28 protein-coding genes are annotated in these 26978 nt (G+C 67.0%); 18 read left to right on the top strand and 10 right to left on the bottom strand.

The features are described from left to right. The coding region (locus Aple_RS51910; protein ID WP_170321355.1) for a fibronectin type III-like domain-contianing protein at positions 1–247 on the top strand (247 nt) is incomplete at its 5' end. 197 nt (positions 248–444) lie between these two features. After that, the gene (locus Aple_RS08920; RefSeq protein ID WP_155344026.1) at positions 445–1794 is read left to right on the top strand and encodes a DUF1996 domain-containing protein; all 1350 of its coding nucleotides are present in this window, start codon (positions 445–447) and stop codon (positions 1792–1794) included. A gap of 112 nt (positions 1795–1906) precedes the next feature. On the opposite strand, the gene Aple_RS08915 is transcribed toward Aple_RS08920, so the two are convergent. Next, complete coding sequence (locus tag Aple_RS08915; protein WP_155344025.1) at positions 1907–2701, bottom strand: MOSC domain-containing protein; 795 nt, start codon at positions 2699–2701, stop codon at positions 1907–1909. Between the two features lie 141 nt (positions 2702–2842). Here Aple_RS08915 and Aple_RS08910 point away from each other — a divergent pair, with 141 nt between their 5' ends. From Aple_RS08910 to Aple_RS08890, 5 genes are all read left to right on the top strand, one after another. Continuing rightward, positions 2843–3136 (top strand): hypothetical protein, encoded by a 294-nt coding sequence (locus Aple_RS08910; protein WP_155344024.1) that lies wholly within the window; start codon positions 2843–2845, stop codon positions 3134–3136. 75 nt (positions 3137–3211) lie between these two features. Next, the gene (locus tag Aple_RS08905; RefSeq protein ID WP_170321354.1) at positions 3212–6478 is read left to right on the top strand and encodes a helix-turn-helix transcriptional regulator; all 3267 of its coding nucleotides are present in this window, start codon (positions 3212–3214) and stop codon (positions 6476–6478) included. A gap of 103 nt (positions 6479–6581) precedes the next feature. Further along, positions 6582–7598 (top strand): DUF4124 domain-containing protein, encoded by a 1017-nt coding sequence (locus Aple_RS08900; protein ID WP_155344022.1) that lies wholly within the window; start codon positions 6582–6584, stop codon positions 7596–7598. 115 nt (positions 7599–7713) lie between these two features. Beyond that, the gene (locus Aple_RS08895) at positions 7714–8409 is read left to right on the top strand and encodes a ThuA domain-containing protein (protein ID WP_155344021.1); all 696 of its coding nucleotides are present in this window, start codon (positions 7714–7716) and stop codon (positions 8407–8409) included. Then, positions 8394–9467 (top strand): Gfo/Idh/MocA family protein, encoded by a 1074-nt coding sequence (locus Aple_RS08890; protein WP_155344020.1) that lies wholly within the window; start codon positions 8394–8396, stop codon positions 9465–9467. Before Aple_RS08895 ends, Aple_RS08890 begins: the two co-directional genes overlap by 16 nt. Positions 9468–9472: 5 nt before the next feature. Here Aple_RS08890 and Aple_RS08885 read toward each other — a convergent pair whose 3' ends face one another. The 3 genes from Aple_RS08885 to Aple_RS08875 are packed head-to-tail and all read right to left on the bottom strand — an operon-like array spanning position 9473 to position 11779. Beyond that, the gene (locus Aple_RS08885; protein WP_155344019.1) at positions 9473–9730 is read right to left on the bottom strand and encodes a hypothetical protein; all 258 of its coding nucleotides are present in this window, start codon (positions 9728–9730) and stop codon (positions 9473–9475) included. A 9-nt stretch (positions 9731–9739) separates the two neighbouring features. Beyond that, positions 9740–10090 (bottom strand): MmcQ/YjbR family DNA-binding protein, encoded by a 351-nt coding sequence (locus tag Aple_RS08880; RefSeq protein ID WP_155344018.1) that lies wholly within the window; start codon positions 10088–10090, stop codon positions 9740–9742. Between the two features lie 30 nt (positions 10091–10120). Continuing rightward, positions 10121–11779, bottom strand: coding sequence for a protein kinase domain-containing protein (locus tag Aple_RS08875; protein WP_155344017.1), 1659 nt, complete (start codon positions 11777–11779; stop codon positions 10121–10123). Between the two features lie 239 nt (positions 11780–12018). Between Aple_RS08875 and Aple_RS08870 the strand changes: the two genes are divergently transcribed. Beyond that, positions 12019–12381, top strand: coding sequence for a peptidase inhibitor family I36 protein (locus Aple_RS08870; RefSeq protein WP_155344016.1), 363 nt, complete (start codon positions 12019–12021; stop codon positions 12379–12381). 61 nt (positions 12382–12442) lie between these two features. On the opposite strand, the gene Aple_RS08865 is transcribed toward Aple_RS08870, so the two are convergent. Further along, positions 12443–13402 (bottom strand): RNA polymerase subunit sigma-70, encoded by a 960-nt coding sequence (locus Aple_RS08865; RefSeq protein WP_246264269.1) that lies wholly within the window; start codon positions 13400–13402, stop codon positions 12443–12445. 154 nt (positions 13403–13556) lie between these two features. Between Aple_RS08865 and Aple_RS08860 the strand changes: the two genes are divergently transcribed. Both Aple_RS08860 and Aple_RS08855 read left to right on the top strand, forming a co-directional pair. Further along, positions 13557–14123, top strand: a complete 567-nt coding sequence (locus Aple_RS08860) for a dihydrofolate reductase family protein (protein ID WP_155344014.1) — start codon at positions 13557–13559, stop codon at positions 14121–14123. A gap of 240 nt (positions 14124–14363) precedes the next feature. Beyond that, positions 14364–15113 (top strand): polysaccharide deacetylase family protein, encoded by a 750-nt coding sequence (locus Aple_RS08855; protein ID WP_218038198.1) that lies wholly within the window; start codon positions 14364–14366, stop codon positions 15111–15113. A 52-nt stretch (positions 15114–15165) separates the two neighbouring features. Here the strand turns inward: Aple_RS08855 and Aple_RS08850 are convergent, their stop codons facing one another. Both Aple_RS08850 and rpmG read right to left on the bottom strand, forming a co-directional pair. Continuing rightward, positions 15166–15408 (bottom strand): type B 50S ribosomal protein L31, encoded by a 243-nt coding sequence (locus tag Aple_RS08850; protein ID WP_155344013.1) that lies wholly within the window; start codon positions 15406–15408, stop codon positions 15166–15168. A gap of 2 nt (positions 15409–15410) precedes the next feature. After that, a complete protein-coding gene (gene rpmG, locus Aple_RS08845) occupies positions 15411–15575 on the bottom strand; it encodes a 50S ribosomal protein L33 (protein ID WP_155344012.1) in 165 nt (54 codons plus the stop codon). Positions 15576–15697: 122 nt separating this feature from the next. Between rpmG and Aple_RS08840 the strand changes: the two genes are divergently transcribed. From Aple_RS08840 to Aple_RS08805, 8 genes are all read left to right on the top strand, one after another. Continuing rightward, positions 15698–15892, top strand: coding sequence for a hypothetical protein (locus tag Aple_RS08840; protein ID WP_155344011.1), 195 nt, complete (start codon positions 15698–15700; stop codon positions 15890–15892). A gap of 92 nt (positions 15893–15984) precedes the next feature. Then, positions 15985–16536: a hypothetical protein gene (locus Aple_RS08835; protein WP_155344010.1), complete on the top strand. Its 552-nt coding sequence runs from the start codon at positions 15985–15987 to the stop codon at positions 16534–16536. Between the two features lie 68 nt (positions 16537–16604). Beyond that, positions 16605–17360, top strand: coding sequence for an alanyl-tRNA editing protein (locus Aple_RS08830; RefSeq protein WP_155344009.1), 756 nt, complete (start codon positions 16605–16607; stop codon positions 17358–17360). Positions 17361–17607: 247 nt separating this feature from the next. After that, entirely contained in the window at positions 17608–18798 is a 1191-nt protein-coding gene (locus Aple_RS08825; protein WP_218038197.1) for an ATP-binding protein, read from the top strand. A gap of 158 nt (positions 18799–18956) precedes the next feature. Continuing rightward, entirely contained in the window at positions 18957–19352 is a 396-nt protein-coding gene (locus tag Aple_RS08820) for a hypothetical protein (RefSeq protein ID WP_155344007.1), read from the top strand. Beyond that, the gene (locus tag Aple_RS08815; RefSeq protein WP_155344006.1) at positions 19316–21493 is read left to right on the top strand and encodes a hypothetical protein; all 2178 of its coding nucleotides are present in this window, start codon (positions 19316–19318) and stop codon (positions 21491–21493) included. Before Aple_RS08820 ends, Aple_RS08815 begins: the two co-directional genes overlap by 37 nt. An 86-nt stretch (positions 21494–21579) precedes the next feature. Continuing rightward, entirely contained in the window at positions 21580–22488 is a 909-nt protein-coding gene (locus Aple_RS08810) for a hypothetical protein (protein WP_155344005.1), read from the top strand. A gap of 252 nt (positions 22489–22740) precedes the next feature. Beyond that, positions 22741–23313: a Pycsar system effector family protein gene (locus tag Aple_RS08805; protein WP_155344004.1), complete on the top strand. Its 573-nt coding sequence runs from the start codon at positions 22741–22743 to the stop codon at positions 23311–23313. On the opposite strand, the gene Aple_RS08800 is transcribed toward Aple_RS08805, so the two are convergent. The 3 genes from Aple_RS08800 to Aple_RS08790 are packed head-to-tail and all read right to left on the bottom strand — an operon-like array spanning position 23294 to position 26908. Further along, positions 23294–24130 (bottom strand): hypothetical protein, encoded by an 837-nt coding sequence (locus Aple_RS08800; RefSeq protein WP_155344003.1) that lies wholly within the window; start codon positions 24128–24130, stop codon positions 23294–23296. The genes Aple_RS08805 and Aple_RS08800 overlap by 20 nt on opposite strands. Before the next feature lies 1 nt (position 24131). Then, entirely contained in the window at positions 24132–26156 is a 2025-nt protein-coding gene (locus tag Aple_RS08795) for a hypothetical protein (RefSeq protein ID WP_155344002.1), read from the bottom strand. Next, the gene (locus Aple_RS08790) at positions 26153–26908 is read right to left on the bottom strand and encodes a nucleotidyl cyclase domain-containing protein (protein ID WP_155344001.1); all 756 of its coding nucleotides are present in this window, start codon (positions 26906–26908) and stop codon (positions 26153–26155) included. Before Aple_RS08790 ends, Aple_RS08795 begins: the two co-directional genes overlap by 4 nt. Between the last annotated feature and the right edge of the window lie 70 nt (positions 26909–26978).

Below are 26978 nucleotides of genomic sequence, written 5' to 3'. Positions count from 1 at the left end.
GCTCTACCTCTCCCACCCCGGCCCCACGATCTCCCGCCCCCACCGCTGGCTGGCCGCTTACGCCCCCGCCACCGCGGATCCCGGCGAATGCACTGAAGTGGTCCTTCGCCTGACCGCCCGGTCGTACCAGCACTGGTCGCCCGTCCACCACTCCTGGCAGACCGACCCCGGGCCTTACGTCGTCCTCGCCGGCCCCTCCGCCGGCACTCTCCCGCTCACCACCACGATCACACCCCCGGTCGGATGACCCGCTCGATGGAGAGCGCTCTCCATCGAGCGGTCGTACCAGCACGCCGGTTTCACGCGTGTGAACTGGGGATTTCGGATTGGGCAAGTCGGATGTCTTGACAAGGCTGGATATAGAGGGACAGTCTCACTGGAGAGCGCTCTCCCCCTCGTGGTCCGTTTGGACGGCGGGGCACCCCCCATGCATAAGGAGAGGCTGTGCATTCATCCAGAGGATCGGGCCGGTATCGGTTAGGCCTGGTCATCGCCGCCCTTGTCGCGCTCGTCAGCGCGGGGCTCACGGTCGTCGCCACGGCGGCGGCCGCGGACAGCCTGTTGTCGCAAGGCCGTCCGGCGTCCGCTTCGTCCACTGAGGGCGGGGGCTACGGAGCCGGAGCGGCCGTCGACGGGAACAACGGAACCCGGTGGGCCAGCGCGTTCAGCGATCCGCAGTGGATCCAGGTCGACCTCGGCGCCACGGCGACGATCTCCCAGGTCGTGCTGGCCTGGGAAGGCGCGTACGGCAAGAGCTTCAAAATCCAGACATCCCCCAACAGCACCACGTGGACGGACATCTACTCCACCACGACCGGCACCGGCGGCACCCAGACCCTCAACGTGACCGGTTCCGGACGCTACATCCGCATGTACGGCACCGCCCGCGGCACCGGCTACGGCTACTCCCTCTGGGAGTTCAAGGTGTACGGCACCGGCGGCAGCGGCTCCACCCCCGTACCCAGCCCGACCTTCACCGACGAGGTCACCCACCACGAGTTCCAGGCCAACTGCGCCTTCACCCAGAACCGCCCGGACGACCCGATCGTCTACCCGGGCCTGCCGGGCGCGTCCCACATGCACACCTTCGTCGGCAACACCACGACCAACGCGAGCAGCACGGCGGCGTCCCTCCTCGCGGGGAGCACCTCCTGCACCAACCCGCACGACCGCTCCGCCTACTGGTTCCCGAGCTTCTACAAGGGCGCCGAGCTGATCCAGCCCATCGGTGACCAGGTCATCTACTACAAGTCCGGCATCCTCGAATACTGGCGGGTCCAGTCGTTCCCGCAGGGCCTGCGGTTCGTGGTCGGCAGCCCGACCGCGACCCTGGAGCAGTTCCGCGACTCCCCCGGCGCCGTCGAAGGCTTCGAATGCGGAAATATCTCCTTTAGCTGGGATATTCCGACCAACTGCCCGGCGGGGAGCCAGGTGAACGTCCGCTACCAGGCGCCCAGCTGCTGGGACGGCGTCAACCTGGACAGCGCCGACCACAAGGCGCACATGTCCTACCCGGTCAGCGGCTACTGCCCGGCGTCCCATCCGGTCCCCGTGCCGATGCTCGAATTCAAGATCGCCTTCCCGGCGAGCGGCGACCTCACCCAGGCCCGCCTCTCCAGCGGGCGCGGCTACACCTGGCACTACGACTTCTTCAACGCCTGGGACAACCCCGCCATCCTGCAGGCCCTGGTCACGCACTGCATCAACGGCGGCCTCCAGTGCAACCCGCGCGGCTACGACCAGTACAAACCCCACCGCGGCGCGGCCCTCACCCCCGCCTTCGAACTCCCCTGACACCTTCCCCGACGCACGTGCCCGGACCCGGCCCCCGGCGCATCCGGGCCCGGGCACGTGCCCCCAAATAGCGGACCACCGATCCGGCAGTGGTGTTGAAGCGCCTGACCGGCTAGCCCGGCCGGACCTCGTCGCCGACTCTCAGCTCGCCGAGATTCTTGGGCACCAGGCGGATGCCGAACCACGTATTTCCGTCCCAGCGCCGGTGTTTGGCCAGGGTTCTCAGGGGTTCCTTGCCGCGTTCCTGAGTGGCCGGGTCCCAGATGGTGGCGGCGCAGCGGTCGCACAACGCCGAGACGCGGAAGTCGATCTCGCCGATGCGGACCGACGTCCAGGCGTCCTCCGCGAAGGGTTCCGCACCGTCGATGATGACGTTGGGCCGGAAGCGGGCGACGTCGAGGGGGTCCGGGGGGAGCTCCTGGCGTTCCAAGGCGCCCTCGGCGATCAAGTCGTCGAGACGTCTCAGCGAACTCCGGGAGACCAGGTGGAGGGGGCCGTCCCAGAGGCCGCCCTGTTCCTCGGTGATGGTCCGGCGTCGCGGGTCGTCCAGCCAGATGAGACGGGCCGGCTTGCCGAGCAGGCGGGTGAACCATTCATGGGCATCGGCGTGGGCGAGCACGGCTCGGTCGAGGGTGGAGCACCCTAGAGGGATCGTGTCGCCGATGGCCGGGGGGACCTTGAGCTGGCCCATGCCTCTCGCTGACAGGAGGAGGTCGCCTCCGGGGGTTTCGGCGGCCGAAACCGAGAGGAGCCGGGGGTGTTCGCCTACCCAGATCAATTCTCCCAGCGGGTCCACCACGCCCCAGCGGCGGTCGCCTTCCAGACCCCAGGGGAGGACTTGGGCGGAGGGGCGGGAAATGCCTTTGGCGGACTTGACCGGGTAGGTGCGGATCTCCGCTAGTTCCATTGAGCAAGGATAGGAGAAAGCGCTCTCTCGGGGTATGGGAGCGTGTCCACGGGCGGCCGGAGCGGTGTATTGGTCCCCTCTGGGATGCGGGTTCAGCGTGCTCATCGATGAGACGGCGGGCCCGTTCGCCGGAAGCCTGGATTGAAATATTCATCGCGAGTTCTGTCGGAGGTCGCAGCTTCGCGGATCCTCTCCAAGCAGGCTTCGAGCCTCAGGGTCTCCAGGATTCTGGATCAGCCCGCGGAAGGTCTCCGCCGGCTTGCCAAGCCGGACGAGACAGACGCCGAGATCGCGGAGTTCTTCGAGCGCGGAGGGATCGACGGGCCGGACGCCGACTTGAAACAGTGGAGACACCCGGCTGCTCTGGAAGCTGGGCTCCCGGAACCGGTCGCTTCTCGTCTGGCGACCTTCCAGACCCGGGAATCGGTGTCGTGAAGAATGCCCGCCTTAACGGCCGTTCAGCAGTTCAATCGTGCGTACGGCGGTTGTCCACGGAGGCGAGGCGGGATCGTGCCAGAAAGTGGTTTCGTCGGGCGGGAGCGCGAACTCGCCGTTCTCAGCCAGGCCTGGGAAAGCGCCCAGCACAACGAGACTCGAATCATCAGCATTGACGGCGATCCGGGTATCGGGAAAACCGCGCTGGTACGCCGTTTCCTCCGCGAAGCCAAACCGGAATCCCTCGTCTGGGCCAGCGGCGACGAAGCGGAGATCGATCTCCCTTGGGGTGTGCTCACCCAGATCGCTCAAGCCCTCCCGGCGATCGGGTCACCGAGCACCCCCTGGGAGGCGCGCGCGGACCCCGTGTTCATCGGCCACGCGCTGGCCCGCGAACTACAGGACCGCAAGGACTTGGTCCTCGTCATCGACGACGCCCACTGGGCCGACCGGCTCTCGCTGGCCACCATCCGCCTGGCCGCCCGCCGCCTGCTGGCCGACCCGATCCTGCTCATCGTGATCCACCAGACGCCCGGCCCGCTCGACCGGATCATCCACGACGGCCCCGCTCCGGCCCTCGACGACAACTGGCGCCGCCTGTTCGACTCTGACCGCGGCCTCCGCCTCTCCCTCCCCGGCCTGACCGCCCCCGACCTGATCCGCTTGGCCGTCGATCACGGCCACCCCGGCCTCTCCCCCGGCGGCGCCGCCCGCCTCCACACCCACACCGGCGGACACCCCCTGCACGCCCGCCACCTCCTGAACGAACTCCCCCTCCACGCCATCAACTACGGCCACGGCCCCCTCCCCGCTCCCCGAACCCTGACCACCACCCTCAGATCACACCTCGGACGATGTTCTCCCGCGACCCGCGACGTCCTCGCCGCAGCGTCCGTCCTCGGCACCAAATCCACCCTCACCGCCCTCCGCACCCTGGTGGAAACGCCGACCCCCGCCACGAAGGCGACCAAGCCGGGCCCACTGGTGGATATGTCCGGATCACCTGCCGCCGAGGAGACCTTCAGGAAGGCCGTTACCGAGGCGATCGAGCCGGGCCCATCGGGCGATATGCCTGGATCGCCTGTCGCCGGAGAGATCTTCAGGAAGGCCGTTAGCGAGGCTATCGAGCTGCGCCTGCTGGAGGAGGTGCCGGGATCGGCGGGGATGGAGCTGGGGTTTCCCGGGGCGATGGTGCGGGGGCTGGTCTATCACGAGGTCGATCGCGGGTGGCGGCGCGAGCTGCATCGGCGGGCGGCGCGGCGGGGCGGGGCCGGAGCGTTGTGGCATCGGATCGCCGGCGCGGAAGGGCAGGACGAGGAACTGGCGGGAGATGTCGAGCGGGCGGCGCGTGAGCAACTGGCGCAGGGCTGGATACCGCTGGCGGCCGTGCTGTGGCGGCATGCCCTGGAATTGACGCCAACAGGAGTGACGCGGGGGCCTCGGCTGCTGGCGGCGGTCGAGGCGTTGCTGGTCGCGGGGGATATCGCGACAAGTCTGGAATATCAGGGCGAGGTCGCCACCCTGTCATCGGAGGGCGACATCCAGCGACAAAGCGAGCTCGCCGACCGGCCATGGGACAGCGGCCTCCCTCGACTGAACAACATTGTCGGCCTCTCATCAGAAGACGACATCCAACAACAAAGCAGGACCGCCGACCGGCCGCCGGAGGACCGAATCTCCCGACCGGGCGAGCCCGCCGACCGGCCATCGGACAGCGGCCCCTCTCAACCCAACGACACTGTCGGCCCTTCATCAGAAGGCGAAATCCAGCGACAAAGCGGGATCGCCGACCGGCCGCCTGGGGACAGAATCTCTCGACCGGGTGAGCCCGCCAGCCTGCCGTTTGGGGACGGTATCCAGCGGTGGGCCGACTATGTGCTTGGATATCAGCTTTTGCTGACCGGGCAGGTTGGCGAAGCCGCGGCGGCGTTGCGGCGGGCGTTGGCGTCGGGTGAACGGCACGTGCGGGAGCCCGTCGATTTGGAGGCCCGGATCGCGTCTCAGTTGACGATCCTCGGCGTGCTGACGGTGTCGTACCCGGAAATGAGCCAGCATGCGACGACGGCGGTGGCGGCCGCGAAGGAGCCGTGGGTCGCGGCGTTCGCGTGGTTCGCGAAGTCGATCGGGCTGGCGGTGGTCGGGCGGAGTGCGGAGGCGCTCGAGGCGCTCGCGGGGGTGGACGCGCCGGGGGCGCCGTCGGGGCTGGACGGGCTGGTGGCGCGGGGGATGATCCGGCTGTGGACGGATGACCTGGAGGGTGGCCGGAGCGATCTGGCGGCGGCGGTGAACCGGGCCACGCGGGGGGAGCCGTTGCGGGTCGGGCAGGCGCTGGGCTTTCTCGGGGAGGCCGAATACCGGCTGGGCGCGCTCGGCGAGGCCGTGCTGCACGCGGAGCTCGCGGTCGGGGACGCGGAGGACAACAGCCGCGTCTGGGACTACGCGATGCTGCACGCGATCGCCTGCTATCCGCTCGCGGCGCAGGCGGAATGGGCCAGGGCCGAGGCTCACGCGGAGCAGGCCAGCCGGTGGGCGCGCCAGGTCGGAACCCCGGCGGGGATCGTGTACGCGGCCGCGGCGCAAGCCGTACTCGCTCAGGCCAGGGATGACGCGGCGTGGTTGCTGGCGGCGGCTGAGGAGGCGGAGGCGATCTATCCGGTGGAGGAGCCGGGTACGCACCTGCTCGGGCCGGTGCGGGCGGACGCGCTTTCGCGGTTGGGACGAGTCGCCGAAGCGGCCGAAGCGCTCGCGCGGTTCCAGGTCCGGCTCGGGTCGTCTCGCCGTAAATCCGTGGAGATGTGTGTGGCCCGGGTGAAAGCCCAGATCGCGGCCGCTTCCGGACGGCATCAGGAGGCGCTGGACGAATACCGCGTCGCCCTGCGAATCGCCCAGGAGACCGGCATGCGCCTGGAAGCGGCGCGAATCGAACTGTCCGTCGGCCGGAGCCTGCACGCGCTGGGCCGCCGCGCGGGAGCCGAACGTTCCTTCCGCGTCGCGATTGAACGGTTCACCGCGATCGGCGCGAACGCCTACGCAATCCAGACCCTGGACGCCGCGAGCCAGGCCGGGATGACCTTGGACGCACCCCCGGCGGCGCTGGCCGCGCTCACCCCCGCCGAGCGCGCGGTCGTCACACTGGCCGCCGCCGGAAACTCCAACCGGGAGATCGCCGAACGCCTGGTACTCAGCGTGAAGACCATCGAATTCCACCTCACCAACGTGTTCAGGAAACTCGACATCGGCACCCGCGACGAACTCCGCCAGGTGCTGCCAGAACCAGGGTGGCCACACGAAATCCCTAGGGTGCGACCCGGAAGTCCTGGAAACACCCGCGACCTACGCTGATCGTCAAACCCACCCGCATCCAGCCGCATGGCCGCCGACCAGGCGATCCGCCACTGCGGCTGCCAGATCACGCCTTTCCCGTCAATAGGAGGCCTGACCCCTCATGCGCAGACGATCAGTGATCGCTTTGATCGCCACCGCCATCCTGGCCCTGCCCGGCCATTCGCTCGCCTCGTCCCACCACGGCCCCACCAACGGCTTCTCCGCCAAGGGCCCGTGGAATACGAAGATCCCCCGCTATGTACGGCTCGCGCCCAACTCCCAGGCCATCGTCGACAACATCAAGCTCGACAAGGAACAGAATTTCGGCTCGTGGGCCATCAACACCGACGAATACTCGGCCCCCATCTACACCGTCGGCCGCCACACCCCGAAGAAGAAGTGGACCTTCTCCGACTGCCTCAACCTCCCCCACCTGGCCCCGGTGATCGCCGACAGCCTGGCCGCCGTCCCCACTCCACCTGACATGATCGTCTCCAAGGGCACCGACGCCTCGGTCGCGATCTACCAGCCGTCCACCGACACCTACTGGGACTTCTGGCGCGCCGAGAAGGACACCGCCGGGAACTGGTCGGCCTGCTGGGGCGGCAAGATCGAGCATTACTCCAGGAACCCCGGCATCTTCGACAACCCGCTCGGCGCGACCGCCACCGGCCTGCCCTTCGGCGCGTTCTCGATCCGGATCGAGGAACTCCGCCGCGGCCGCATCGACCACGCCCTGAACATCGTCACGGTCCGAACCCGGGCGAACTGCAACTCCTGGCCGGCCTCCCGCAACGACGGCTGGGTCGAAGGCGCCGATATCCCGTGCGAGGGCCAGCGTTTCCGCCTGGACCCGACCTTCGACGTCAGCACCCTCACCAGCCCCGCCGCCCGCACGATCGCCCGGGCCATGCAGGAGTACGGCCTGATCATGACCGACAAGGGCGGCGCCCTGGTCACCTACGCCGAAGACCCTCGCCCGTACATGGCCGACAATGGCGGCGTCGACCCCTACACCCTGCTCTTCGACCCCACCGACCTGGTCCCCGACGGCGTGGAGAAATACCTCGTGCTCTCCGAGATCCCGGTCGAACGCCTGCAGGCCCTCCCCCTCGACTACGGCCGCCCCAGGCCGTAAACCGTTCGGTCCGGGCGGTAACCCCCACCACGCCGCCCGGACCGTTAAGGGTTTCCTCTGATCCGCTTATTCGGGGATAATTCCGGCAATGCAGTCTCCTGACCGGATTGGCCTCGTGAACGAGAACCGGAATGCCCTTGTGGTCCGCGGCGGCTGGGAAGGGCACCAGCCGGTCGCCGCCACCGACCTGTTCATCCCCTACCTCCGCGATCAGCACTTCGACGTACGCGTGTGCGATTCGCCGGAGCCGTACGCGGACGCCGCGTACATGGCGACCGTCGACCTGATCGTGCAGTGCCTGTCGATGGGCGAGATCACATCGGCGCAGTGTTCCGGGCTGTCGGCCGCCGTGAGCGCGGGGACCGGTCTGGCCGGTTGGCATGGCGGCATCGTCGACTCCTTCCGGAACAGCCCCGACTACCTGCATCTGGTCGGCGGCCAGTTCGCCTGCCATCCGGCGAAGCCGCCGCACGAGCAGGTGGACGGCGCGCAGGACAACTGTTTCATCCCGTATCGCGTGACCATGCTGCCCGAGGCGGCCGATCACCCGATCACCACCGGACTGGCCGACTTCGACCTCGTCACCGAGCAGTACTGGGTGCTCGCCGACGACTACAACGAGGTGCTCGCCACGACCACCCATCCGGCGCGGGCTCCGTGGCATCGCGCGGTCACCGTGCCCGCGATCTGGACCAGGAGCTGGGGTGCGGGCCGCGTCTTCGTCGCCACGCCCGGCCATGACCTGAACGTGCTGCGGGACCCCAGCGTCCGTACCGTCATCGAGCGAGGGATGGTATGGGCGAGCAGGTGAATGTCGGGATCGTCGGGTGCGGGGCGATCTCAGGGGCGTACACGACGACTATCGGGCGGTTGCCCGGGTTGCGCCTGGCGGCTGTGGCGGATCTGGACGGCGCGCGGGCGGAGGCGGTGGCCGTGGCCAATGGCGCCCGTGCCCTGTCCGCGGCCGAGCTGGTCGCCGATCCCGGCGTGGATGTGGTGCTCAACCTGACCGTGCCGGCCGCGCACGCCGGCGTGGCGCTGGCCGCGATCGCCGCGGGCAAGGACGTGTACGGCGAGAAGCCGCTCGCCGCCACCAAAGCCGAGGCCCTGCAGGTCATGCGCGCCGCGGAAGCCGCGGGGGTGCGCCTGGGGTGCGCTCCGGACACCGTCCTGGGCACGGGCGTCCAGACCGCCCGGCGGCACGTGGACGACGGCCTGATCGGCATGCCCATCGCCGCCACCGCGGTCATGGTGACGCCTGGACATGAACGCTGGCATCCCAACCCTGACTTTTACTACGCCCCCGGCGGCGGCCCGCTTCTCGACATGGGCCCCTACTACATCACCGCGCTGATCCATCTGCTCGGCCCGGTCAGCAGGGTGATCGGCGCCGCCGGCCATGCCCGCCCCGAGCGGACCATCGCCTCAGGCCCGCGTGCGGGCACGACGATCCCCGTGACCGTCGACACGCACGTGACCGGAATCCTCATCCACGACTCCGGCGCTCTCTCCACGCTGGTGATGAGCTTCGACGCCGCCGCGACCAGGGCTGTCCCCATCGAAGTTCACGGCGAGAAAGCGTCCCTGATCGTTCCCGACCCCAACACCTTCGACGGCGAGGTCCTCGTCCACCCCATCGACGGCACCTGGCAGCCCCTTCCCACCCTGGCGGGCTACCGAAACGCCTCCCGCGGCTATGGCTTGGCCGACCTCACAGCCACCCCACCCGGCCAACTCCCCCGCGCCTCGGCACCGCTGGCCCTGCACGTGCTGGACATCATGGAATCCCTCCTGACCTCCACGACCACAGCCCAGACCATCCCGATCACCACCACCTGCGCCCGCCCCGAGCCAGTCCCCCTGACCTGAGGGTCCTACGCGGTGGCGTCGGGAGGAAAGGTGATGGTGATCCGGCGGCCGTTGGAGTAGCTGGTCACCGGGCGGTGGAGGGCGTCGCTCACGAGGCGGGCGATGTCCTGGAAACGGGCGCGGCTTTCCGGGGTGTCGGCCGAGATGGAGAAGGTGCCCGAGGTCGTGAGGTGGCGGATCACCTCGCCGGTCATCACCGATCGGAAGCGGGCCTCCTCCTCGTCGGTGAGAGGCGTGGGACGGAACGGAAGGTCGGGGGTCACGGTCTGATATTAGGGAAGATCATCCAGGCCGGCGGCTTGAAGCAGGTGTTTGGGGGCGGTGAGACGCCAGGCCTCGGTGACCAGTTCGAAGAGCTCTTCGCGGTCGATCTTGGTCAGGTGCACGACCACCCAGCCGAACCGCCCGGCGGTGAACTGGATCTCGAAGATGTCGGGCCGTTCGGCCACCAGGGCCAGCTGCTCCTCGATCGTCGATTTGAGGCCCACGGTTTCGGTTCGCTCCCACAGGTAGCCGAAGCCTTTGCCATTGACCTTCAGGGAGATCCACTCGCTGCCGTGGCCCTGCTTGACCTCGGGCAGCTCATTCAGCATGTCCAGGAACTCATCGACGCTCACACCCATAGCTCAAAATCTAGAGGTTGCCACCGACATTCAGGAGCTCTCCTGGAGTGCTGCCATGGAGATCGGGCGATACTGCTGCCGCCAGACCACCGAAGCCGCCCAGCCCGACCACCAGGCCGCGGCGAGGGCGCCGACCTGGGCCAGGAGGACGGCAGCGGGCAAGCGCAGCAGGGGCGTACCGGAATAGAGTTCGAGCAGGCCGACGGCGAGGCTGACCAGGTAGACGGCCGAGCCGACCAGGGGGGCGACGGCGGCGACCGGGCTGAGACGCCAGGTGAGCACGCTGAGATAGCCGAGCCAGAGTCCGACACCGATCATCGAGATCTGGAACGCGCCGGCGGAGGCGAGCAGGATGGTCGCGCCGCTGAACGGCAGGAGGGTGCCGGCCACGAGGGTCCAGCGCGGCCAGCCCGCGTCCGGGGTCAGGGATTCCGGCAGGGATGGAGCGATCAGCAGGAGCAGGGCCATGAAGGCGGGCGGCAGAACGATTATCCACGGGACCGAGACCGGCAGCGAGAACGCGACGAGCGTGGTGCCGACCATGCTCAGCAGCGACGCGGTGAACCCCGTCTGGGCGCGCGAGTCCTTGAGCCCTAACAGCCCGTAGAAACGAGATTTCCGGACATGTCGCCCGGAGATGGTGGGGGTACGGACGACGTCCGGGGCGCCGTAGGTGGCCTCCAGCCAGGCGGCCCAGTGGGCGGTTCCGTCCCGCAGCGCGGCGGAGCCCCGATCCCACCAGGTCACGCCGTGCGCGCCGCGTCTACGCGGAATCCCCTCGCTGCCCTGTCCGGTGTCCTCGTGGCGGGCGAACCAGGCGAATTCCCCTGAACTCTGGACCGCGTCGGGCATCTCCATGATCTCCCGATCCAGATCGGCGACCGCGATCGTGAGCAGGTCGATGGCCTGGTCGGCCGTGATCCGCGAGGCCCGATCCCGGCGTAGCAGCCCGAGCAGGGCAGGGCGCAGCAGCCAGGTCCGCTGCACCGGCGGCGGCTCCTGGGTCAGCGCGGCCACCGGGTCGCGCCGGTCGTAGGGCGGCTCGCCCTCGACGGCCGCGAACAGCGTCGCCCCCAGCGACCAGAGATCGCTCTCCGGGCCGCCTTCGTCGCCTCTGATCCGCTCTGGCGCCATGTACGACAACGAGCCCACGATCGTCCCGCGCGTGGTGATCGTCGGGTAGCCCGACGGCGGCGCGATGCCGAAGTCCGTCAGGACCACTTCGCCGTCGGGGCCGAGGAGGATGTTTTTTGGCCTGATATCGCCGTGCGCGATTCCTGCCGCGTGCGCGACCCGCAGCGCGTCCAGCACGTGCAGGACGATCCGGGCCGCTTCGCGCTCCGGCAGCGGGCCGAGGCGTGCCAGCCGGTCCTCCAGCGACTCCACGTCGAGCAGTTCCATGACGATCCACAGGCCGTCGGAGTCGTCGACGACGTCGTGCACTCGAATCACGGATGGATGCCGCAGCCGGGCTGTCGCCCTGGACCATCGCCGGATCCGGCGCGCCGCCTGGTCCCGATCGGCCGGAGTGGCGTGTACGGGCACCGGCACCCGTTTGAGCGCCACGTCCCGCGTGAGCACCTCATCGTGGGCCTGCCACACCGAACCCGTCCCACCGCGCCCCAGTTCCCGAACCAATCGATAACGACTGGCGATGGCGCGGGCGTGCCTCACTCCCGAGTCCGGCATGTCCCGGAAATTACACAGACGACCGCTCCACGTCCAGACTCCACGAGTCAATGGATCCGTGAAGCTTTCATCTGGAGTCCCAGTTGTACGCGATAGACCAGGTCAGGCCGATATTGCAGGTGGCACCCTATGCAACGAAATTTCCGGTGAATTGGTCGGTCGTCCGACTATCACGCGTTGTTGACCCCGGCTACGGGGCTCCTGATAGGACGAGCACCTATCGACCAACAGGAGACGACATGCCGGGAAAATGGGTCCGAACCGCCCTCGCCGTGGCGGCAGCCACCGTCCTGCTCCCCGCCCCCGCGAACGCCGCCACCCCCTGCCCGTTCCCCGGTCCTCTCTGCTTGTACGACGGCCCCTCCTTCACCGGCACCGTCTTCACCGCCAGCGCCCTCAACCCGGCAACCGGCGTATGCGTGGACCTCACCGCCCACGGCTGGGGCGGCGGCCGAGTCAAATCCGCCATAAACCGCAACACCAAGACCGCCGTCCTCTACAACTCCACCAACTGCACCCTCAGCGGCCCATTCCAGTACATATTCCCCAACCAACTGGTGTCCCCAGTGGGCCTAACAGCCAACAGCGCTTACGTCTACTAAGCCCCGCTGGTGCTTGCGGTTGCGGTGGGCAGAAACGATGTCGAATCCGTCTGGACGTGGGTCACAGGCTGGTGGGGAGGCCGAAGGCCGGGAACATCGATGGTTGTTCGAAGGCGGTGATGTCGGTTAGCCGGCCGTACTCGATGTGGAGGACGGAGAGGACGAACGGGTGGTATGCCTCGTCGGTGGGGCGGCGTAGGTAGCCGGCCAGGGTGGGCTGGCCGTTGGCGGTGGTCGGTAGGAGTCGCCAGCGGCCGAGGGTGGTCATGCCGTCGCGCAAGGCGCGGGCGACCTGCTCGCGGCCTATCCATTGGCCGATCGCCGGGGAGATGGTCAGCCGGACGTCCTCGTGCAATACCGCGATCAATGCCTCCGGGTCAGCCTGTTCGTGGGCGGCGATGTAGCGCTGGAGCAATCGGCTTTGCTCCGCGTCGGGTTCGGTGGCCGGGGACCAGTCCAGCCTGCCTCTGGGCCAGCGGTGGTGCAGCGTGGCGTGGGCGCGTTGCAGGGCGCTGTTGACCGCGGGCACGGTTGTGTCGATGAGGGCGGCGACCTCGGCGGCGGGCCAGGTCAGCAGGTCGCGCAGGATCAGCACCGCTCGCTGCCGTGGCGGCAGCAGCTGGATCGCGGCCAGGAACGCCAGCGAGATCGTCTCCCGGCTCACCGCCGTCGCCTCCGGGTCAGGCTGATCGGTGGCCAACTCCGCGAGCAGAGCGTCCGGATAGGGCTGCAGCCATGGCATGGCCGCGACGGATGGTTCGGTGCCCGATGGCGCCCCGGCCGCTCGGCGGGCGTCGCGGCGCAGCGTGTCCAGGCAGGCGTTGGTCGCGATCCGGTAGAGCCAGGTACGCGCGCTCGATCGGCCCTGGAAGTTCTCGCGGGAGCGCCAGGCCCGCAAGAACACCTCCTGGACGTGATCCTCGGCCTCGTCGTAAGAGCCGAGCATCCGGTAGCAGTGCACGTGCAACTCGCGCCGATAGCGGCGCGTGAGGTCGTCGAAGTCCGGCTCGTCGCCGTCCACAGTGCTCCTCCTGTCCGGGCCACGCCCATTCTCGCGCGGGTGTACGCGTACTCGCGCGAGGCCGGCAAAGGACCGATGAGTTCCCCAGGCAGGCACGTCTGTATGGGGTGAACAAGCCATAGAGGACGGCGCAGCGATGGAAAGGATCAAGAGGATGGCACTTGTGGAGGCGAACATATCGATGTCGCTGGACGGCTTCGTCACCGGCCCGGACCTCGACCGGTTCCCGGGACTGGGCGAGGGCGGCGAGATCCTGCACGCCTGGGTCGAGGAGGACCGGGGCATGGACTTCGCCATCGGGGAGGAGCGCCAGATCGCCGGGGCGGTCATCACCAGCCGCAAGGTGTACGAGGCGACCGGCGGCTGGGGTGTCGACGGGTTCTATCGGATGCCGGTGTTCGTGATCACCCACCGTCCGCACGAGGTCGTCGTGAAGGGCAAGACCACGTTCACGTTCGTCACCGAGGGCATCGAGCACGCTATCGAGCAGGCCATCGTGGCCGCTGGGGACAAGCTGGTGCACATCATGGGCGGCGCCGGAATCATCCAGCAGGCGCTGGCGGCCGGGCTGGTCGACGAGCTGTTCCTGCACGTCGCCCCGGTGCTCCTGGGCGACGGCACCCGGCTGTTCGAGCACCTGGGCGGTGCGATCCAGCTGGAACGGGCCGAGGTGATCGAATCCCGCCATGCGACTCACCTGCGGTATCGGGTCCTGAAGTAGGTCGAGCTGGGTAGGCCGTCGGCGGTGGGTCGGCGGTCTCCGACCGGCGCACCTCCGTGAACATTTCATCGTTGTCCGGGCTGATCACGGCTCGGGGTCCGGCCCTGGTTGCCCGGATACGGGAGGCGTCATATGTTGCTCCGAAACAATTCGTAGATTCTCGCGAAATGTTTCGGATGAGCTTGTCCCCAAGCTCCCACGACCCCCAGTCGACAGCGCCGAGATCCCCCAGGAGCAAAGATGATCAGACACCTGCGCCGCCTGACCGATCGCCTCTGCGCCGTACCGTCCCATCCGTCCAGGCTCGCCGCGCTGACCGCGGCCGCGCTCGTGGTCGCGGCCCCGATCCCCGCGCAGGCCGGAACCACCTCATTCCACTGCAGGAACGGGTACGTCGGGCTGACCTACGACGACGGCCCCACCCCGGAGACCACGTCCAGCCTGCTCCACGCCCTGCGCGCCGCCAACGCGAAAGCCACCTTCTTCAACACCGGCACCGCCGCGCAAGCCCACCCCGAACTCGTACGCGCCCAGCAGCGCGCCGGCATGTGGATCGCCAACCACACCATGACCCACCCGCACCTCACCCAGATCGGCGAACCCGCGGCCTTCAACGAAATAGCCGACACCCAGCGCGTACTTCGCCGGATCACGGGCGACCGGCCCACCTTGTTCCGCCCCCCGTTCGGCGAGACCAACGACCAGGTGAGAGCCGACGCGGCGCGCTTGAAGCTCCTCGAAGTCCTGTGGACGGTCGACTCCCGGGACTGGGCTGGAGCCACCACCGCGGAGATCGTGGCCGCCGCCGACACCCTCCAGCCCGGCGGAATCATCCTGATGCACGACTGGGCCCAGCCCTCCGTCGATGCCGTCCCCCAGATCGTGAACAACCTCCGCAAACGCGGCCTGTGCCCAGGCAAGATCGCCTTCACGCCCCGCAAGATCCCCTACAGCGACATCTTCTTCCACGCCGTCGCCGTGGCTCCCTGACACGCGTCCGGCCGCTGGGCGCCCTGTGCTTGGGCGCCCTTGGCCGGAGCCGCTACCGGCCGTACCGGCGCTTGAACCGCTCGACGCGGCCCGCGCTGTCGACGATGCGGCCGCGGCCGGTGTAGAAGGGGTGGCTTTCCGAGGACACGTCCACGTCGACCAGGGGATATGTCTGGCCATCTTCCCATTCGATCGTCTTGGAACTGGTGACGGTCGATCGGGTGAGGAACGCGAATCCTGTCGTCGGATCGCGGAAGACCACCGGGTGATACTCGGGGTGCAGGTTCTTCTTCATGGTCATCGCTCCTCTCGGAAGACCACGTGCTTGCGGACGATCGGGTCGTACTTCTTCAAAGTCAGCCGATCGGGGTGTTCACGGCGGTTCTTCCGGCTCACATACGTGAACCCGGTCCCAGCCGTCGAACGGAGCTTGATCACAGGTCGGAGCTCGTTTCTGGCCATCGGCACTCCTCTCTGCGCCGTGTAATGCATCGGGAACCGTTTTCATTCCCGGTACGCCATCCGCCAGATCCCCCGAAATTGACTACGGTGGAAACGACTGCCCAACCCCCGGGAGGAACGCCATGATCTGGCACAACCTCAGCGCCAAGCAGCAGGACCAGGCCACCGACTTCGCGAACGAACTACGCGTCCTGGGCATCCCCGACGCCGACCCCGGCCAATGCGCCGATCACCTGAACAACTGCTTCCAGTGGAAGCGCGCCGAGATCACCCTCGCCCAACTCTGCGAACGCACCGGCTGGACAATCCCCAGGTGAGGGGCTCCTTCCCACCCTACGACCCGGTGTGATCTAGCAACACCCCTTACAATCGTGCGATCTTCAGGGGGTCCCCAACTCCGGAGCGAGCGATGTCAAACCCATATGGGTACGAAGGCCAGCAACCCCTCTACGCTCCGCCCCGCGCCAACCCCATCCCCGCGATGGCGACCCTCTTCACGCTCGCCTTCCTCATGCTCGTCGGCGGCGGTTTCTCCCTGTACGTCGTCCTCGCCGACGACCCACCCGCCCGCGAGCCCCTGGCACCCTCACGAACCCAGGAAGCCGCCGTACCACCCAACACCCCGCCCGCCACCCCAGCCGCAGACCCCGCGTCCCAACCCCCCGCCGCCACCGGCAACGTACTCATGTCCGACAACGGCACCGGCAACAAGACCACAGCCCAGTTCACCGTGGACGCATCCTGGCAAATCCACTACACCTACGACTGCTCCGCCAACCCCATCGGCACCGGCCACGTCGCCATCACCATCAAATCCGGCACCCAAACCATCGCCAACCCCATCTCCGAACTAGGCACAAAAACCGACAAGACCACCCCCCAAACCACCCCAGGCACTTTCACCCTAGAAATCACATCCATCGGCTGCACCTGGACAGTCGAAGCAATCGACACCCCATAAGCCCATCAATCGGGTCGGGCCCGCGCCATCCTTGAGGACCTTTTCAGCGGCTGAACTAGGCTGCGGGGATGGATGCTCATGGCCGTACGGAACGGCTTGAACTTGCCGATCAGGACCTGAGGGAATGGGAGGCGACGGTTCTCGACGCCACGCCCGAAGGCATCGTGCTCAGCCGGTCCGCCTTCTATCCGGGCGGCGGAGGCCAGCCCGCCGACGAGGGCACCCTGCTGTGGCAGGGCGTCGAAACCCGGATCGCCGGGGTACGCAAAGGTGACGACCTCTACCTGATCCCCGTCGAAGGCGAGCCCCTGCCCGCACCCGGCACCATCGTGCGCGCCGCCCTCGCCGACGATCGCCGTTCAGCCCTGATGCGCACCCATTCGGGCCTCCACGTCCTGTGCGGCGTCGTCTTCCGCGACTACGGCGCCCTCGTCACCGGCGGCAACATGGAACCCGCCAAAACCCCCGGAACAGGCGTCGTCGGAACCGCCCGCATGGACTTCAACCTCCCCGAAGTGCCACCCGGCTTCAAGGAGGCCGTCGAAGCGGCCTGCAACGCCGAAATCACGGCGGACCGCCGCGTCGACATCCGCGTCCTCCCCCGCGACGAGGCCTTCGCGATCCCCGACATCATCCGCACCGCCACCAACCTGATCCCCGACGACGTCAAGGAAGTCCGCATCGTCGACATCGTCGGCCTCGACTGCCAGGCCGACGGCGGCACCCACGTCGCCTCCACCCGCCAGATCGGCCGCATCCGCGTCGCCAAAATCGAAAGCAAGGGCAAGGGCTTCCGCCGCGTACGCCTGGAAGTAGGAGACTGACAAGGCCAGGCGTCGACCATCCATGGCGCCCTGGCCAGGCGGCGCGTCCGCTACGCCCCTTATCGCTGATCACGTCTTCGGTTCGACACCAACCTGCGGCAACTTCCCCACGGAATAGCCGACAACTTCCCCAGTAGAAGGTTGGCAACTTCCCCATCCATGCGAGACTGAGGGCGTGAAGGCACGAGATGGACTGCGTCCGCGTCGGCTTCTCCCGGTGCTTCGTGAACGCCTTGCGGAAGAGCCTGTGATCATCCTGACCGGGCCGCGCACGGTAGGAAAGAGCACCTTGCTGACGGCACTCGCCGAGGATCTGGAACGACCTATCCTCGATCTCGATCGGCCTGACGCGAGGCGGGCTGCGATTGAGGACCCCAGCTTCATGGTCTCCGGCCCCGGTCCGGTACTCATCGATGAGTTTCAGCACGTTCCGGAGCTGCTCGACGCCATCAAAGCAGAGCTCAACAAGGGGATGAGCCCAGGTAGGTTCGTCCTGACCGGCTCGACTCGCTACACCCTTCTGCCTCAGGCCGCGCAGTCGCTCACCGGTCGCGCTCATGTCATCAACGTGCTGCCGCTTTCTCAGGGCGAGCTCGATGGACGAGCCGAACGTTTCGTCCATCAGCTCTTCACCAACCCGGCCAGCCTGATCAGCCGGACCGCTTCAAGTACCAGCCGGGCCGACTACATTGAAAGAATTCTGGCGGGGGGCTATCCGGCGATGCTGCAACGACAGAGTCTCCGAGCTCGAACCTCCTGGTACAACGACTACATCAATCTCGTGGTCATGCGTGATGTCCTGGAAATCTCCCAGGTTCGTCAGCGGGACGCGCTCCCCAGGCTGCTGCGCCAGCTCGCGGCGCAGACGGGCCAGGTTCTCAATATCGTGAAGGCCGGTCAAAGCATTGGAATCGAGTCCAGTAGCGCGAGTCGTTACGCGACCCTGCTCGAAGCCGTATTCATGACGCATCGCCTCCCCGCCTGGGGGAAGACGCTTAACTCCCGAGTTGGCAGTCTCCCTAAGATCCACATGGTCGACTCCGGCCTCGCCGCCTGGCTTCTCGGACTCAGCGCGGCCAAAGTCAACAGCCGCGACCCCGGGGCGCTCACCGAGTTCGGTCATGTTGTCGAAACCTTCGCGGCCGGCGAGATACTGAAACAGATCAGCTGGTCCGACGAACTCATCACCGCGTCACACTTTCGTACCCGCGACGGCGATGAAGTCGACATTGTGCTGGAAACCTGGGACGGCAGAGTCGCCGGGATCGAAATCAAAGCAGGCTCCAAAGTTCGCGACACCGACCTGAGAGGACTGCGTACTCTCCGTGAACTCCTTGGAGAAAGGTTCATAGGAGGAGTCGTTCTGAACCTCGGCGACCTCTCCTACCAGTTCGAGGAGAAGCTCATCATCGCGCCCTTGGACCGACTTTGGCGGTGAGGCGGCGGATCGGCCGCATCCGCGTCGCCAAAATCGAAAGCAAGGGCAAGGGCTTCCGCCGCGTACGCCTGGAAGTCGCCGACTGACACCTGTAACCCTCGTCCCTGGCGCCGCGATCCCCTACAGCAACGTATCCGCGCCGACCCCAGGTGGCCGCCATGCCTGTGCCGATCTTCGGGATGAAGACGGAAGACCGAGGGTCCGGCATGGTGCCGCCACCGGTCACCCTGGAAGGACCGACCGAGTTACGGGTGCACGGCGTCGGCGGGTCGACTCCGCAGCATCTGCTCGCCGACGCGGCTCCCCAGCACGTGGGCGGCGACCATATCTCCGGTTTCTTCCGGACGGCGGACGCGAGTGGCCGGCACGTCGAGGGGTACTCGTGGGGTGGCATGACCTCCCGCAGCGGCATACGCGTGTTGTGGCTGCTGCTGCTCCCGTTCGCCCTGGCCAACCTGGCGGGGTGGATGTGGCCGTTCACCGTGACGCGGACGGCCAGACGATTCGCGATATTCCGGTGCTCGCACGGGTGGCGGCGCTCGCCCTCACCGTGAACGTGGTGCTCCTGGTGAGCGCGGTCGCCATGGACTACGTCGGCTACCAGTGCGGCGGCAACATCAAATGCGCGGACTCGTGGTGGATGAGCCCGTTCCGGATGGCTTCGGTGGCTTCGTTCCCCGGTCGGCGTATCCTGCTGGGAGCGGTGGTTCCGCTGCTGCTGCTCGTGCTGCTGGCGGTTCTCACGTACCGGACGCAGCGCCGGTACGAGTCGGTGAGGCCGCCGGGCAACCCGGGGCCGCGCCAGCCGTGCGTACAGAACGCGGCCAGTCTTGAGGGCGGGCTGCGGAACCTGGACTTCTGGAACACCGGCCCTTACACCCGCTATCTGGGCAAGATCCACATAGCCGCAGGCCTGGCCTTGCTGGCGCTGATGATCGCGACCACCGTGCACGGCACGCTCGAATCGGCGCCCGGAATGCGGATCCAGGAGGGGCGAAGCCTGGCTCCGGAGTGGCTGTGGTCCGGTTCTGTCTGGATTGCCGTGGCCGTGCTCGTCGTCGCCGTGCTCGCCGTCATCCCGGAGAAGGTGATTGGACCGCTCCGGTGGCTCGGCTTGATCCTGACCGTGCCGGCGATCGGGGCGCTGCTGCTCGCCGGGGCGATGGCTCTGCTGGAGCCCGCCATGATGGCGGTGGTGCCGAATGCCATGACTCCGCATGAGCTGCCGGGTTTGCGGCCGGTCATGAACTGGGTGTACGGCGGGATCATCGTCGCCCTGCTGCTCGTGCCCGTCTGTTTGATCGCCGCAGCTCTGGACCGGAAGAAGCCCCTGCGTACGGTTCAGCTGGTCGTCGTGGCCGCGGCGCTCGTGGGCATGTACTTCATGCTCGACGTGATCGACCGCCCGTACGGCTGGGTCATCGTGGCGCTGATCGTGGCCATCGGGATCATCGTGGTCGGGGTCGTCAACTCGGGGCGGTTGACGGCGTTCCGCTGGGGCGCGCCCTTCATCGTGCTCACCATCGCGTTCGGCCTGGCCAACACCGTGCTGGTCGGCCTGATCGTCCGGGTGGCCGACACGCTCGGCGAGATCAAGTACACGTTCGCCGCGACCGAGCCTGTCCCGGACAGTGGGCGAATTATCGCCGTATTTCCGGTTATCAGTGACGTGGCCGCGTACCTGATCTTCGAGCCGGTGATTCTGGTCCTGATCTTCGCGGGATGGCAGGCCATCCGCTGGTGGCGGGCGGGCTGGTCGAAACCGGCCAAGGCGATCGCCGACGAATACTACGAGAAGGAGCAGCCCCTGCCGGACGACCGGGGGTGGGTGGCGAGCACGGTCAAGCTCAACGGTGGCGCGTTCAATCCGGATTGGGCGACCCCCGAGATGCGGGCCTGGCCGGGGCGGGTCAGCAGGGCGCGCAAGGTGGCCGAGATGCCACGCGACCTCGACCTGCTGTTCACCTCGATCGTCGTGATCGGCATCCTCCTGTTCGCCTGGCTGGAGATGCACATCTGGGCGGACGACATCCGCCGCCCCTCCCCCTGGGTGGCCAGCCTCGGCACCGCCATCGCGACCCTGCTGCCACTGGCCGTGCTCCTCCTGGCCCGCGCGGGCTGGCAGAACCCCAACACCAGAAGGGTCATCGGCGTCCTGTGGGACGTCGGCACATTCTGGCCGCGCGGCTACCACCCGCTCTCCCCGCCCTCGTACGCGGAACGCGCCGTCCCCGAACTCCAGCGCAGGATGTGGTTCCTGCACGACAGCGGCGCCCAGATCCTGCTCGCCGCCCACAGCCAGGGCGCGATCCTGGCCGCCGCCGCACTCAGCCAGGACGGCCCGGACGAAGTACGGCCCACGGGCATGAAGGTCGTCCTGGCCACCTTCGGCTCACCGATGCGCAAGCTCTACCGCTGGGGCTTCCCGGCGTACTTCACCGACGAACTCACGCAATCCCTCCTCCCGCAGAACGGGACGACCTCCATCTGGCGGAACTTCTACTACCTCACCGACTACATCGGCGGATGGATCGTCAACGAAGGGGAGAACTCCATCGACAAGAAACTCCCCGACCCGCCAACCTGCCAGTTCACGTACGGCGACGCTCCACCTCGGATCGGCAGCCATACCGGCTACTGGAAGGACCCGGCGATGTGGCAGGAAATCGACCTGATAGCCCCCAGACCCGGCTAACCAACTTGTGGGGACATGGTGGCCGAATTGTACGGAGTTGATGCAGATCCGGGTCTATGGCGGAGCGAGGTCGCAATCATGACCGTATGAGGGAGACGGGCAGGGGTGCGCTGGTCGGACTGGCGGTCGGGGCCGTACAGGCCGCCATGTGGGCGGCAAGCGCGCCGTGGGACGGGCACTCGGGCGTGCGCGGTCCGCATTCCCTCGGAATAACGCTGGCAGCCTTCCTGATCGGCTCGGGCGTGGCGGCCCTGGTCCGGTTGCGCCGCTGGCCTCTCGTCGCGCTCACCGGCGCAATCGCCACACTGGCCTTGAGCAACGCCCTATGGAAGATCGCACCCGAGACCACCTTCTACGGCTTCGACCGCTCACTGCTCGGTGGCGTGCACCTGATATCAGCGCTGGCCGGGTTCACCGTCGCCGCCTGGGCACTGGCCCCCACGAGACGGTGGTGGTCCAGGATCGCCTCGCTCGGCGTACTCACCGCCGTCTGCGTGCTGGCCGTTCCCTTGGAGGAGCCCGCCCAACAGTGGCACCTGGCACGCGCCTTCGAACTACTCGGAGTCCCACTGGTGGCGCCAGACATCGCCGGGCACGGGCTGTACGCTGCCGAAGCGCCGAGCGTCGGTCGGGGGGAACCGGTGATCCTGCTGGAGTACCGGCGCACCGGTGCGGAACATGTAGGCGGGAGCCGCCTGGCCATCCAGGTGATCGTACGCCGGGCCTCGACCGCGACCACAGCGGAGGCGTGCGCGACGCCGCACTACGCCGACTCGTGGAAGAACGAGAACGGACCACCCTGTCGCGCGGCCACCCGCAATCGGTGGGTCCGCTACGGATGGGAGGGGCGAATCGCGGTCTTCACCCACAGCGGCGGCGCATTGGTCGAACTCGAAAGCCACGGCGTCGACGAAACAACCCTCCTGACAGCCGCCGAGACGATCCGCCCAACCTCCGCCGAAACCCTCGCAAAGCAGGTCCACCCAGTCCGGTGAGCTCCAGGAAGCCGCGAAGGACCCATCCCGGCGCGCGACCATTTCGCCGTTGGGATAGCGGCTAATTCACCATCAACCCAGCGACCATTTCATCGTGATCAACGGCTACCCACCTCCGCCGCCTCCCAAGAGTAGTGATCGATGTCCCCTGAAGATCGGCACTACTCAGGACAAGAGGAAGGTACGAGCGCAGCCGGATACTCAAGCCGAGAAAGATCCACTCAGGAGGCCGCGCCGATGCAAAGCTGAGGCATGCTTCGTCGCATCGCCCAGGCGCTCTCCGGTCAAAGGCTCGACCCGCAGGAACTCGCCGAGCAGGATGCGTGCGCCTATGGTGCCCAGCTACTGACGGAGGCCCGCGAAGAGTTGAATCGGGCAGACAGCAAGGCCCAGGTGCTTCTCGGCATTGTCGGTATCGGACTCGGCGCGGTTACCGGTGGTCTGCTAGCGGGCAGTTGGGCGCCCACTCGGCTGGCCGACGCCATCGAGTGGCTCTGGTGGCTCGGCTCTGCTGGCGCCCTCGCCTCGGTGATCGCCCTCGCCTCGGCGGTGTATCCGCGCCTGGACCGCAGGAAGCACAACGCAGCCCTTATGTACTTTGCCGATGTACTGCGCTTCGATTCGCCGCAAGCCGTCTCCAACGCCCTGCTGAGGTCGTCCACGCTGGACCTAGAGCGTATCGCCGATCAGCTTCAGCGCGTCAGCAAGATCATAAGCTGGAAATACCGGCTCATCCGCTGGGGATTCTGGCTCCTGCTCAGCGCCATGGCGAGCACTGTCGGCGCAGCCGTGATCAATCTCCTGATCAGCCAGACTCCTCCGTGAACGCGAACGGCGAATTGGGGTCGGGCGGCGGCAGCGGCACATCTAGCCGTTCGAACGCCGCCCTGAGCGCGCTCTCGCTCGCCAGGACCAGCTCGAAAGCGTTCGCGTGACGCTGCGCGTCCACGATCTTCGTGAAGAGCTTGAAAAGCTGCTCCGCCTTCTCCCTTCGCTCAGCCAGCATTTGATCGGTGATGTCGGCGACGTTGTCGAGATCCTGCGTAAGCCGTACGGCATGCCGAGCCGTCGAGCTCTCCATGGCCTCCTTGAGGAAGTCCTCGCAGATCACTCGCGACACACGCAGCTTGTCCACACGCAGGGCGATCTGCTCGGCGCGCGTCCTGATTTTGTAGATCTCACTTTCGTGAGCACAACGCAGCTTGCGCACCTCGTCGGGGACTTCGACCTCGATCACCGCGCGCCACCTACCTGCCACCGAGTCCGCGGGCAGGTTGGCCAGCCAGGTCTCCACAGCGACATTGGCCGATTCCTCCGCCTGCGCCGCGTCGAAGACGCTGTGCCGCCGGAGCGAACGCCGGACGATGTCCCTGACGTAATCCTTGATGGAATGGTCCTTGTCTTCCCTCAGTTCCTTCCATGGTCGGAAAACGAGCGAGCCTGTGGTGGAGCGCCGCCATAGCCAGACGCTGACCTTGAACCTGTGGCCATCGCCATGAGATGGCGCGGTGAAAACGTAGGAGGCCTCTTCGGGCGTGACGTCGGGCTCTTCCCCCATCTCAGGCTGCTTGGCGGGGGCGCTTCCTGAGGTCGGCTTCGACGGCCAGCGGACGACGAGCAGCCGGTGCAGCTTGAATGGCATTTCAGTTGTCCTTCAGAAGTCGGAGGTAGCGGGCGAAGTGCGTGGCCGTGATGGTCCCGCGTTTGTTCCATAAGTGGAGGTGGAACATCCAAGACTTCCTGAGTCTGTCCGTGGCCCGCACCAAGATGTTCTCGACAATGAGGTCCGCGGTGGCATCGGTGGCCGCCTGGTGCGCCCAGTCGGCCATAAGCTCCCAGGAAGTGGGTGCGTAGGCAGGGATTCTTGTCTTGCCGTACATTCTCGAGAGGCCCCAGCTCAAGGCGTTGGTCCACAACGCGGCAAGATCGCTGATCGGCTGGTGATCCCGAAGTGCCGGATACGTATCGTCCTCATGTGGCATGGAGGCGAGCCGGACGAACGCGAGCGCTGCGGTCACCTGCTCGCTGCTCGCGTCCCCGCTCGTCCAGCGGGCGAGCTCGCGCAGCACCTTCTGGGCGGTTGACGTTGTGTAGACCTCGGCGACCGACCTGGCGATGGCGTCGCAGATCTCCAGGTACGGGGAGGCGACGGCGATGGTGTGAAACGCGCCAAGGGCGTCCTCAAGATGGCCGACGCCTATGGCGGATCCGTAAGCGAGCGCAGCGGCGAGACGCTGGTTATGGGTCCCGGACGCCCACGCGTTGAGTGTCCGTCCAACCAATACTGCGACATCGCGGTCGGCGAGGGCGGCGGCCTCCAGCGCCCACGTCAAGACTCGGGCTTTGCCGCGCTCCTTGCTCCACGGTGTGAAAAACCGCTTGTCGATAAGCTCGAAATCACAGGTGGCCAGGCGGCCTATGGCATAGGCCGCCTTGACCTGGACCCGCCAGTCCTCGTCTTCGACGAGATCGGCGAGCCAGTCGTACAGGGCGGGCCGGATCGCCGGCAGTTGCGCCCAGAGTGAGGGCAGCAGCCGGGTGGCCAGACCGGGGCGCACATCGATCCGCCGCCCTTGTCCACCCCGAACTCCTTCCGCCTCGCTCAAGCGCGAGTAGTCGATCCATTGACTGAGGCGCTCCCACACCTGCAGGGCACGCTCTTCCTCCGCGTCCTCCTCCTTCTGTTTCTCCTCCCTGATACGGGCGGCCAGAGCCAGCGCGGCGTCGGACACCACAGCCTCAGGGAGACCGAAGAGCACGGAACAGCTGATCAGGAAGGGTCGCGCCAGACTCGGAGCGTCATGTTTCTCGAGGTTTTTCTCCAGTTCGGTCAAGGCCGCGTAGGGGAGATTGTCGATCATGTCACTGAGAGCCCGTCCTTGGCGGTGCCCCTCCGCGAACTGCTGGGCGATCTCCACGGCTTCCGACGGCCTGCAGCCGACGATGTGTTCGTTCAGGTGCTGAAGATGCGTCTGGAGTTCACCTACGAGTCCCTCGGCCAGATAGGTGATCCACTTGTGGAAGACATCCATCGCCGCCGGCGGCTCATGCATCACAACGGATTTCGTCACGACGCAGTCCGGCGGCACCAGAGCGATGATCACGGCGTCACTCGCGACTGCGACGGCGCGAAGCTGATCGAGGACGGTCTCGGGATGACGGTGCCACGTGGCGTCATCGGCCCGAACGAGGTAGCCGTGGCGCGCGCGCAGGTGGGATGGCCTCACTTTCTTGAGGTCTTTGGCACCAAGGGTGTGGCATGTGAGACCCAGTTCCAGGAACGCGGACGTAGCGGTGGTCGCTCTCCCGCTGCGCGGCTCGCCTCTCAGCAAGGACACCGATCCGCTGGCCAGACGCGCCACGAGCTCTCGCTGCGACGCCGTCCCCACGAAGCACGCGCGAACGCATTCCACACTCTTGGCAGGAATGGGAATCGTGAAAACTTCCTCTTCGGGCTGCTGGACGTAGAGATCACGGCCGGCTCCGAAGACGGTACCGCCGCCCTCAGCCCGGTATTCGGAGCCTCCGTACCAGTTCTGCCCGACGCCGATCGTCTCGGCGCGGAGCCGGCGTTCCTGCTGCTCCCGCTCTATCTTCTTGACCAGCGACTCCTCGCCACCAGAGTCTTCGTCGCTTGCGGCAGGGGCGGGGCCGTTCTCCTCGGTCATCGGCCCGGCTTCCGCTCCGGGAGCGTGAAATCGCGACCGGCCACATAGCTGATCCCCTCGCCTGAGGTGTTCACCACGTTCCCGCCGTACCAGTCGCCGCCGACCGTCACCTGTCCAGGCCGCTGCGGCTGATCGTCAGCTTCCTCCGGCGGGGTCTCGAGCTCCCCGATCGCATGGACGTTATGTCCTGGCAGGTAGATGTGTGCGGTGTACTCCTGCTGCTTGACCTTCACGACTACGCGCCGGAATTGATCGGGTGGTGGGCCGTCATAGCCTTGGCCGACGTAATCACGATAGAAGTCGTCGGAGACGACGATCCCCAGATTCGCTTCCTGAACGGCCAAGAGTGCGGCCCGCAAGGGTCCCGCGTCCACCAGCCGGCCGCTAGCAACGGCATGCCGGCCGGGAGAGCCAGCGGGGCCGTCTACATGGATGGGTCCCGCGTGGACCGCCAGCCTCAAGCGGAGCCGCGGCTCGGACGAGGCGTTGTAGTCGTCGAGGGCCTGGCGTAACGCGTCGGCGAAAGACCCGGTGAGCCGGGCCGGGTGGAGGGTGGAGGGAAGCACCACGAACTCGCCGTCACCCTGCGGCTGCCGTTTCCAGTCGAGCAGACCGAGGCCCGCCGCTCCCGCCGCGAGATCAAGCAGGCGGATCATGGCGGCCTGCAGCGCGTACTGATCAGCATTGTTGCGCGTGCTGTAGCTCTCGATGTCGTAGCTCAGCATCGCGCGATATTCCGGCCTGTCGTTCATCTCACTCCTTACACGTGCCTGCCTTTGAGACAGAAGGCTGAACCTCACCTGTGAGAAGCGACCGCGATTT

This window comes from Acrocarpospora pleiomorpha, assembly GCF_009687885.1.
GTDB classification, from domain to species: Bacteria; Actinomycetota; Actinomycetes; order Streptosporangiales; family Streptosporangiaceae; genus Acrocarpospora; species Acrocarpospora pleiomorpha.
Note: the sequence above shows the minus strand (reverse complement) of the source record. Positions and strands in the feature narration are given on the sequence as shown.

Coding starts and splice junctions, on each gene's coding strand:
- Aple_RS08915 (WP_155344025.1), bottom strand. CDS start 2,701: ATGGAACTAGCGGAGATCCGCACCTACCCGGTCAAGTCCGCCAAAGGC.
- Aple_RS08870 (WP_155344016.1), top strand. CDS start 12,019: ATGCCGGGAAAATGGGTCCGAACCGCCCTCGCCGTGGCGGCAGCCACC.
- Aple_RS08855 (WP_218038198.1), top strand. CDS start 14,364: ATGATCAGACACCTGCGCCGCCTGACCGATCGCCTCTGCGCCGTACCG.
- Aple_RS08880 (WP_155344018.1), bottom strand. CDS start 10,090: ATGGGTGTGAGCGTCGATGAGTTCCTGGACATGCTGAATGAGCTGCCC.
- Aple_RS08830 (WP_155344009.1), top strand. CDS start 16,605: ATGGATGCTCATGGCCGTACGGAACGGCTTGAACTTGCCGATCAGGAC.
- Aple_RS08850 (WP_155344013.1), bottom strand. CDS start 15,408: ATGAAGAAGAACCTGCACCCCGAGTATCACCCGGTGGTCTTCCGCGAT.
- Aple_RS08835 (WP_155344010.1), top strand. CDS start 15,985: ATGTCAAACCCATATGGGTACGAAGGCCAGCAACCCCTCTACGCTCCG.
- Aple_RS08860 (WP_155344014.1), top strand. CDS start 13,557: ATGGCACTTGTGGAGGCGAACATATCGATGTCGCTGGACGGCTTCGTC.
- Aple_RS08800 (WP_155344003.1), bottom strand. CDS start 24,130: ATGCCATTCAAGCTGCACCGGCTGCTCGTCGTCCGCTGGCCGTCGAAG.
- Aple_RS08900 (WP_155344022.1), top strand. CDS start 6,582: ATGCGCAGACGATCAGTGATCGCTTTGATCGCCACCGCCATCCTGGCC.
- Aple_RS08840 (WP_155344011.1), top strand. CDS start 15,698: ATGATCTGGCACAACCTCAGCGCCAAGCAGCAGGACCAGGCCACCGAC.
- Aple_RS08810 (WP_155344005.1), top strand. CDS start 21,580: ATGAGGGAGACGGGCAGGGGTGCGCTGGTCGGACTGGCGGTCGGGGCC.
- rpmG (WP_155344012.1), bottom strand. CDS start 15,575: ATGGCCAGAAACGAGCTCCGACCTGTGATCAAGCTCCGTTCGACGGCT.
- Aple_RS08820 (WP_155344007.1), top strand. CDS start 18,957: ATGCCTGTGCCGATCTTCGGGATGAAGACGGAAGACCGAGGGTCCGGC.
- Aple_RS08805 (WP_155344004.1), top strand. CDS start 22,741: ATGCTTCGTCGCATCGCCCAGGCGCTCTCCGGTCAAAGGCTCGACCCG.
- Aple_RS08795 (WP_155344002.1), bottom strand. CDS start 26,156: ATGACCGAGGAGAACGGCCCCGCCCCTGCCGCAAGCGACGAAGACTCT.
- Aple_RS08890 (WP_155344020.1), top strand. CDS start 8,394: ATGGGCGAGCAGGTGAATGTCGGGATCGTCGGGTGCGGGGCGATCTCA.
- Aple_RS08875 (WP_155344017.1), bottom strand. CDS start 11,779: ATGCCGGACTCGGGAGTGAGGCACGCCCGCGCCATCGCCAGTCGTTAT.
- Aple_RS08790 (WP_155344001.1), bottom strand. CDS start 26,908: ATGAACGACAGGCCGGAATATCGCGCGATGCTGAGCTACGACATCGAG.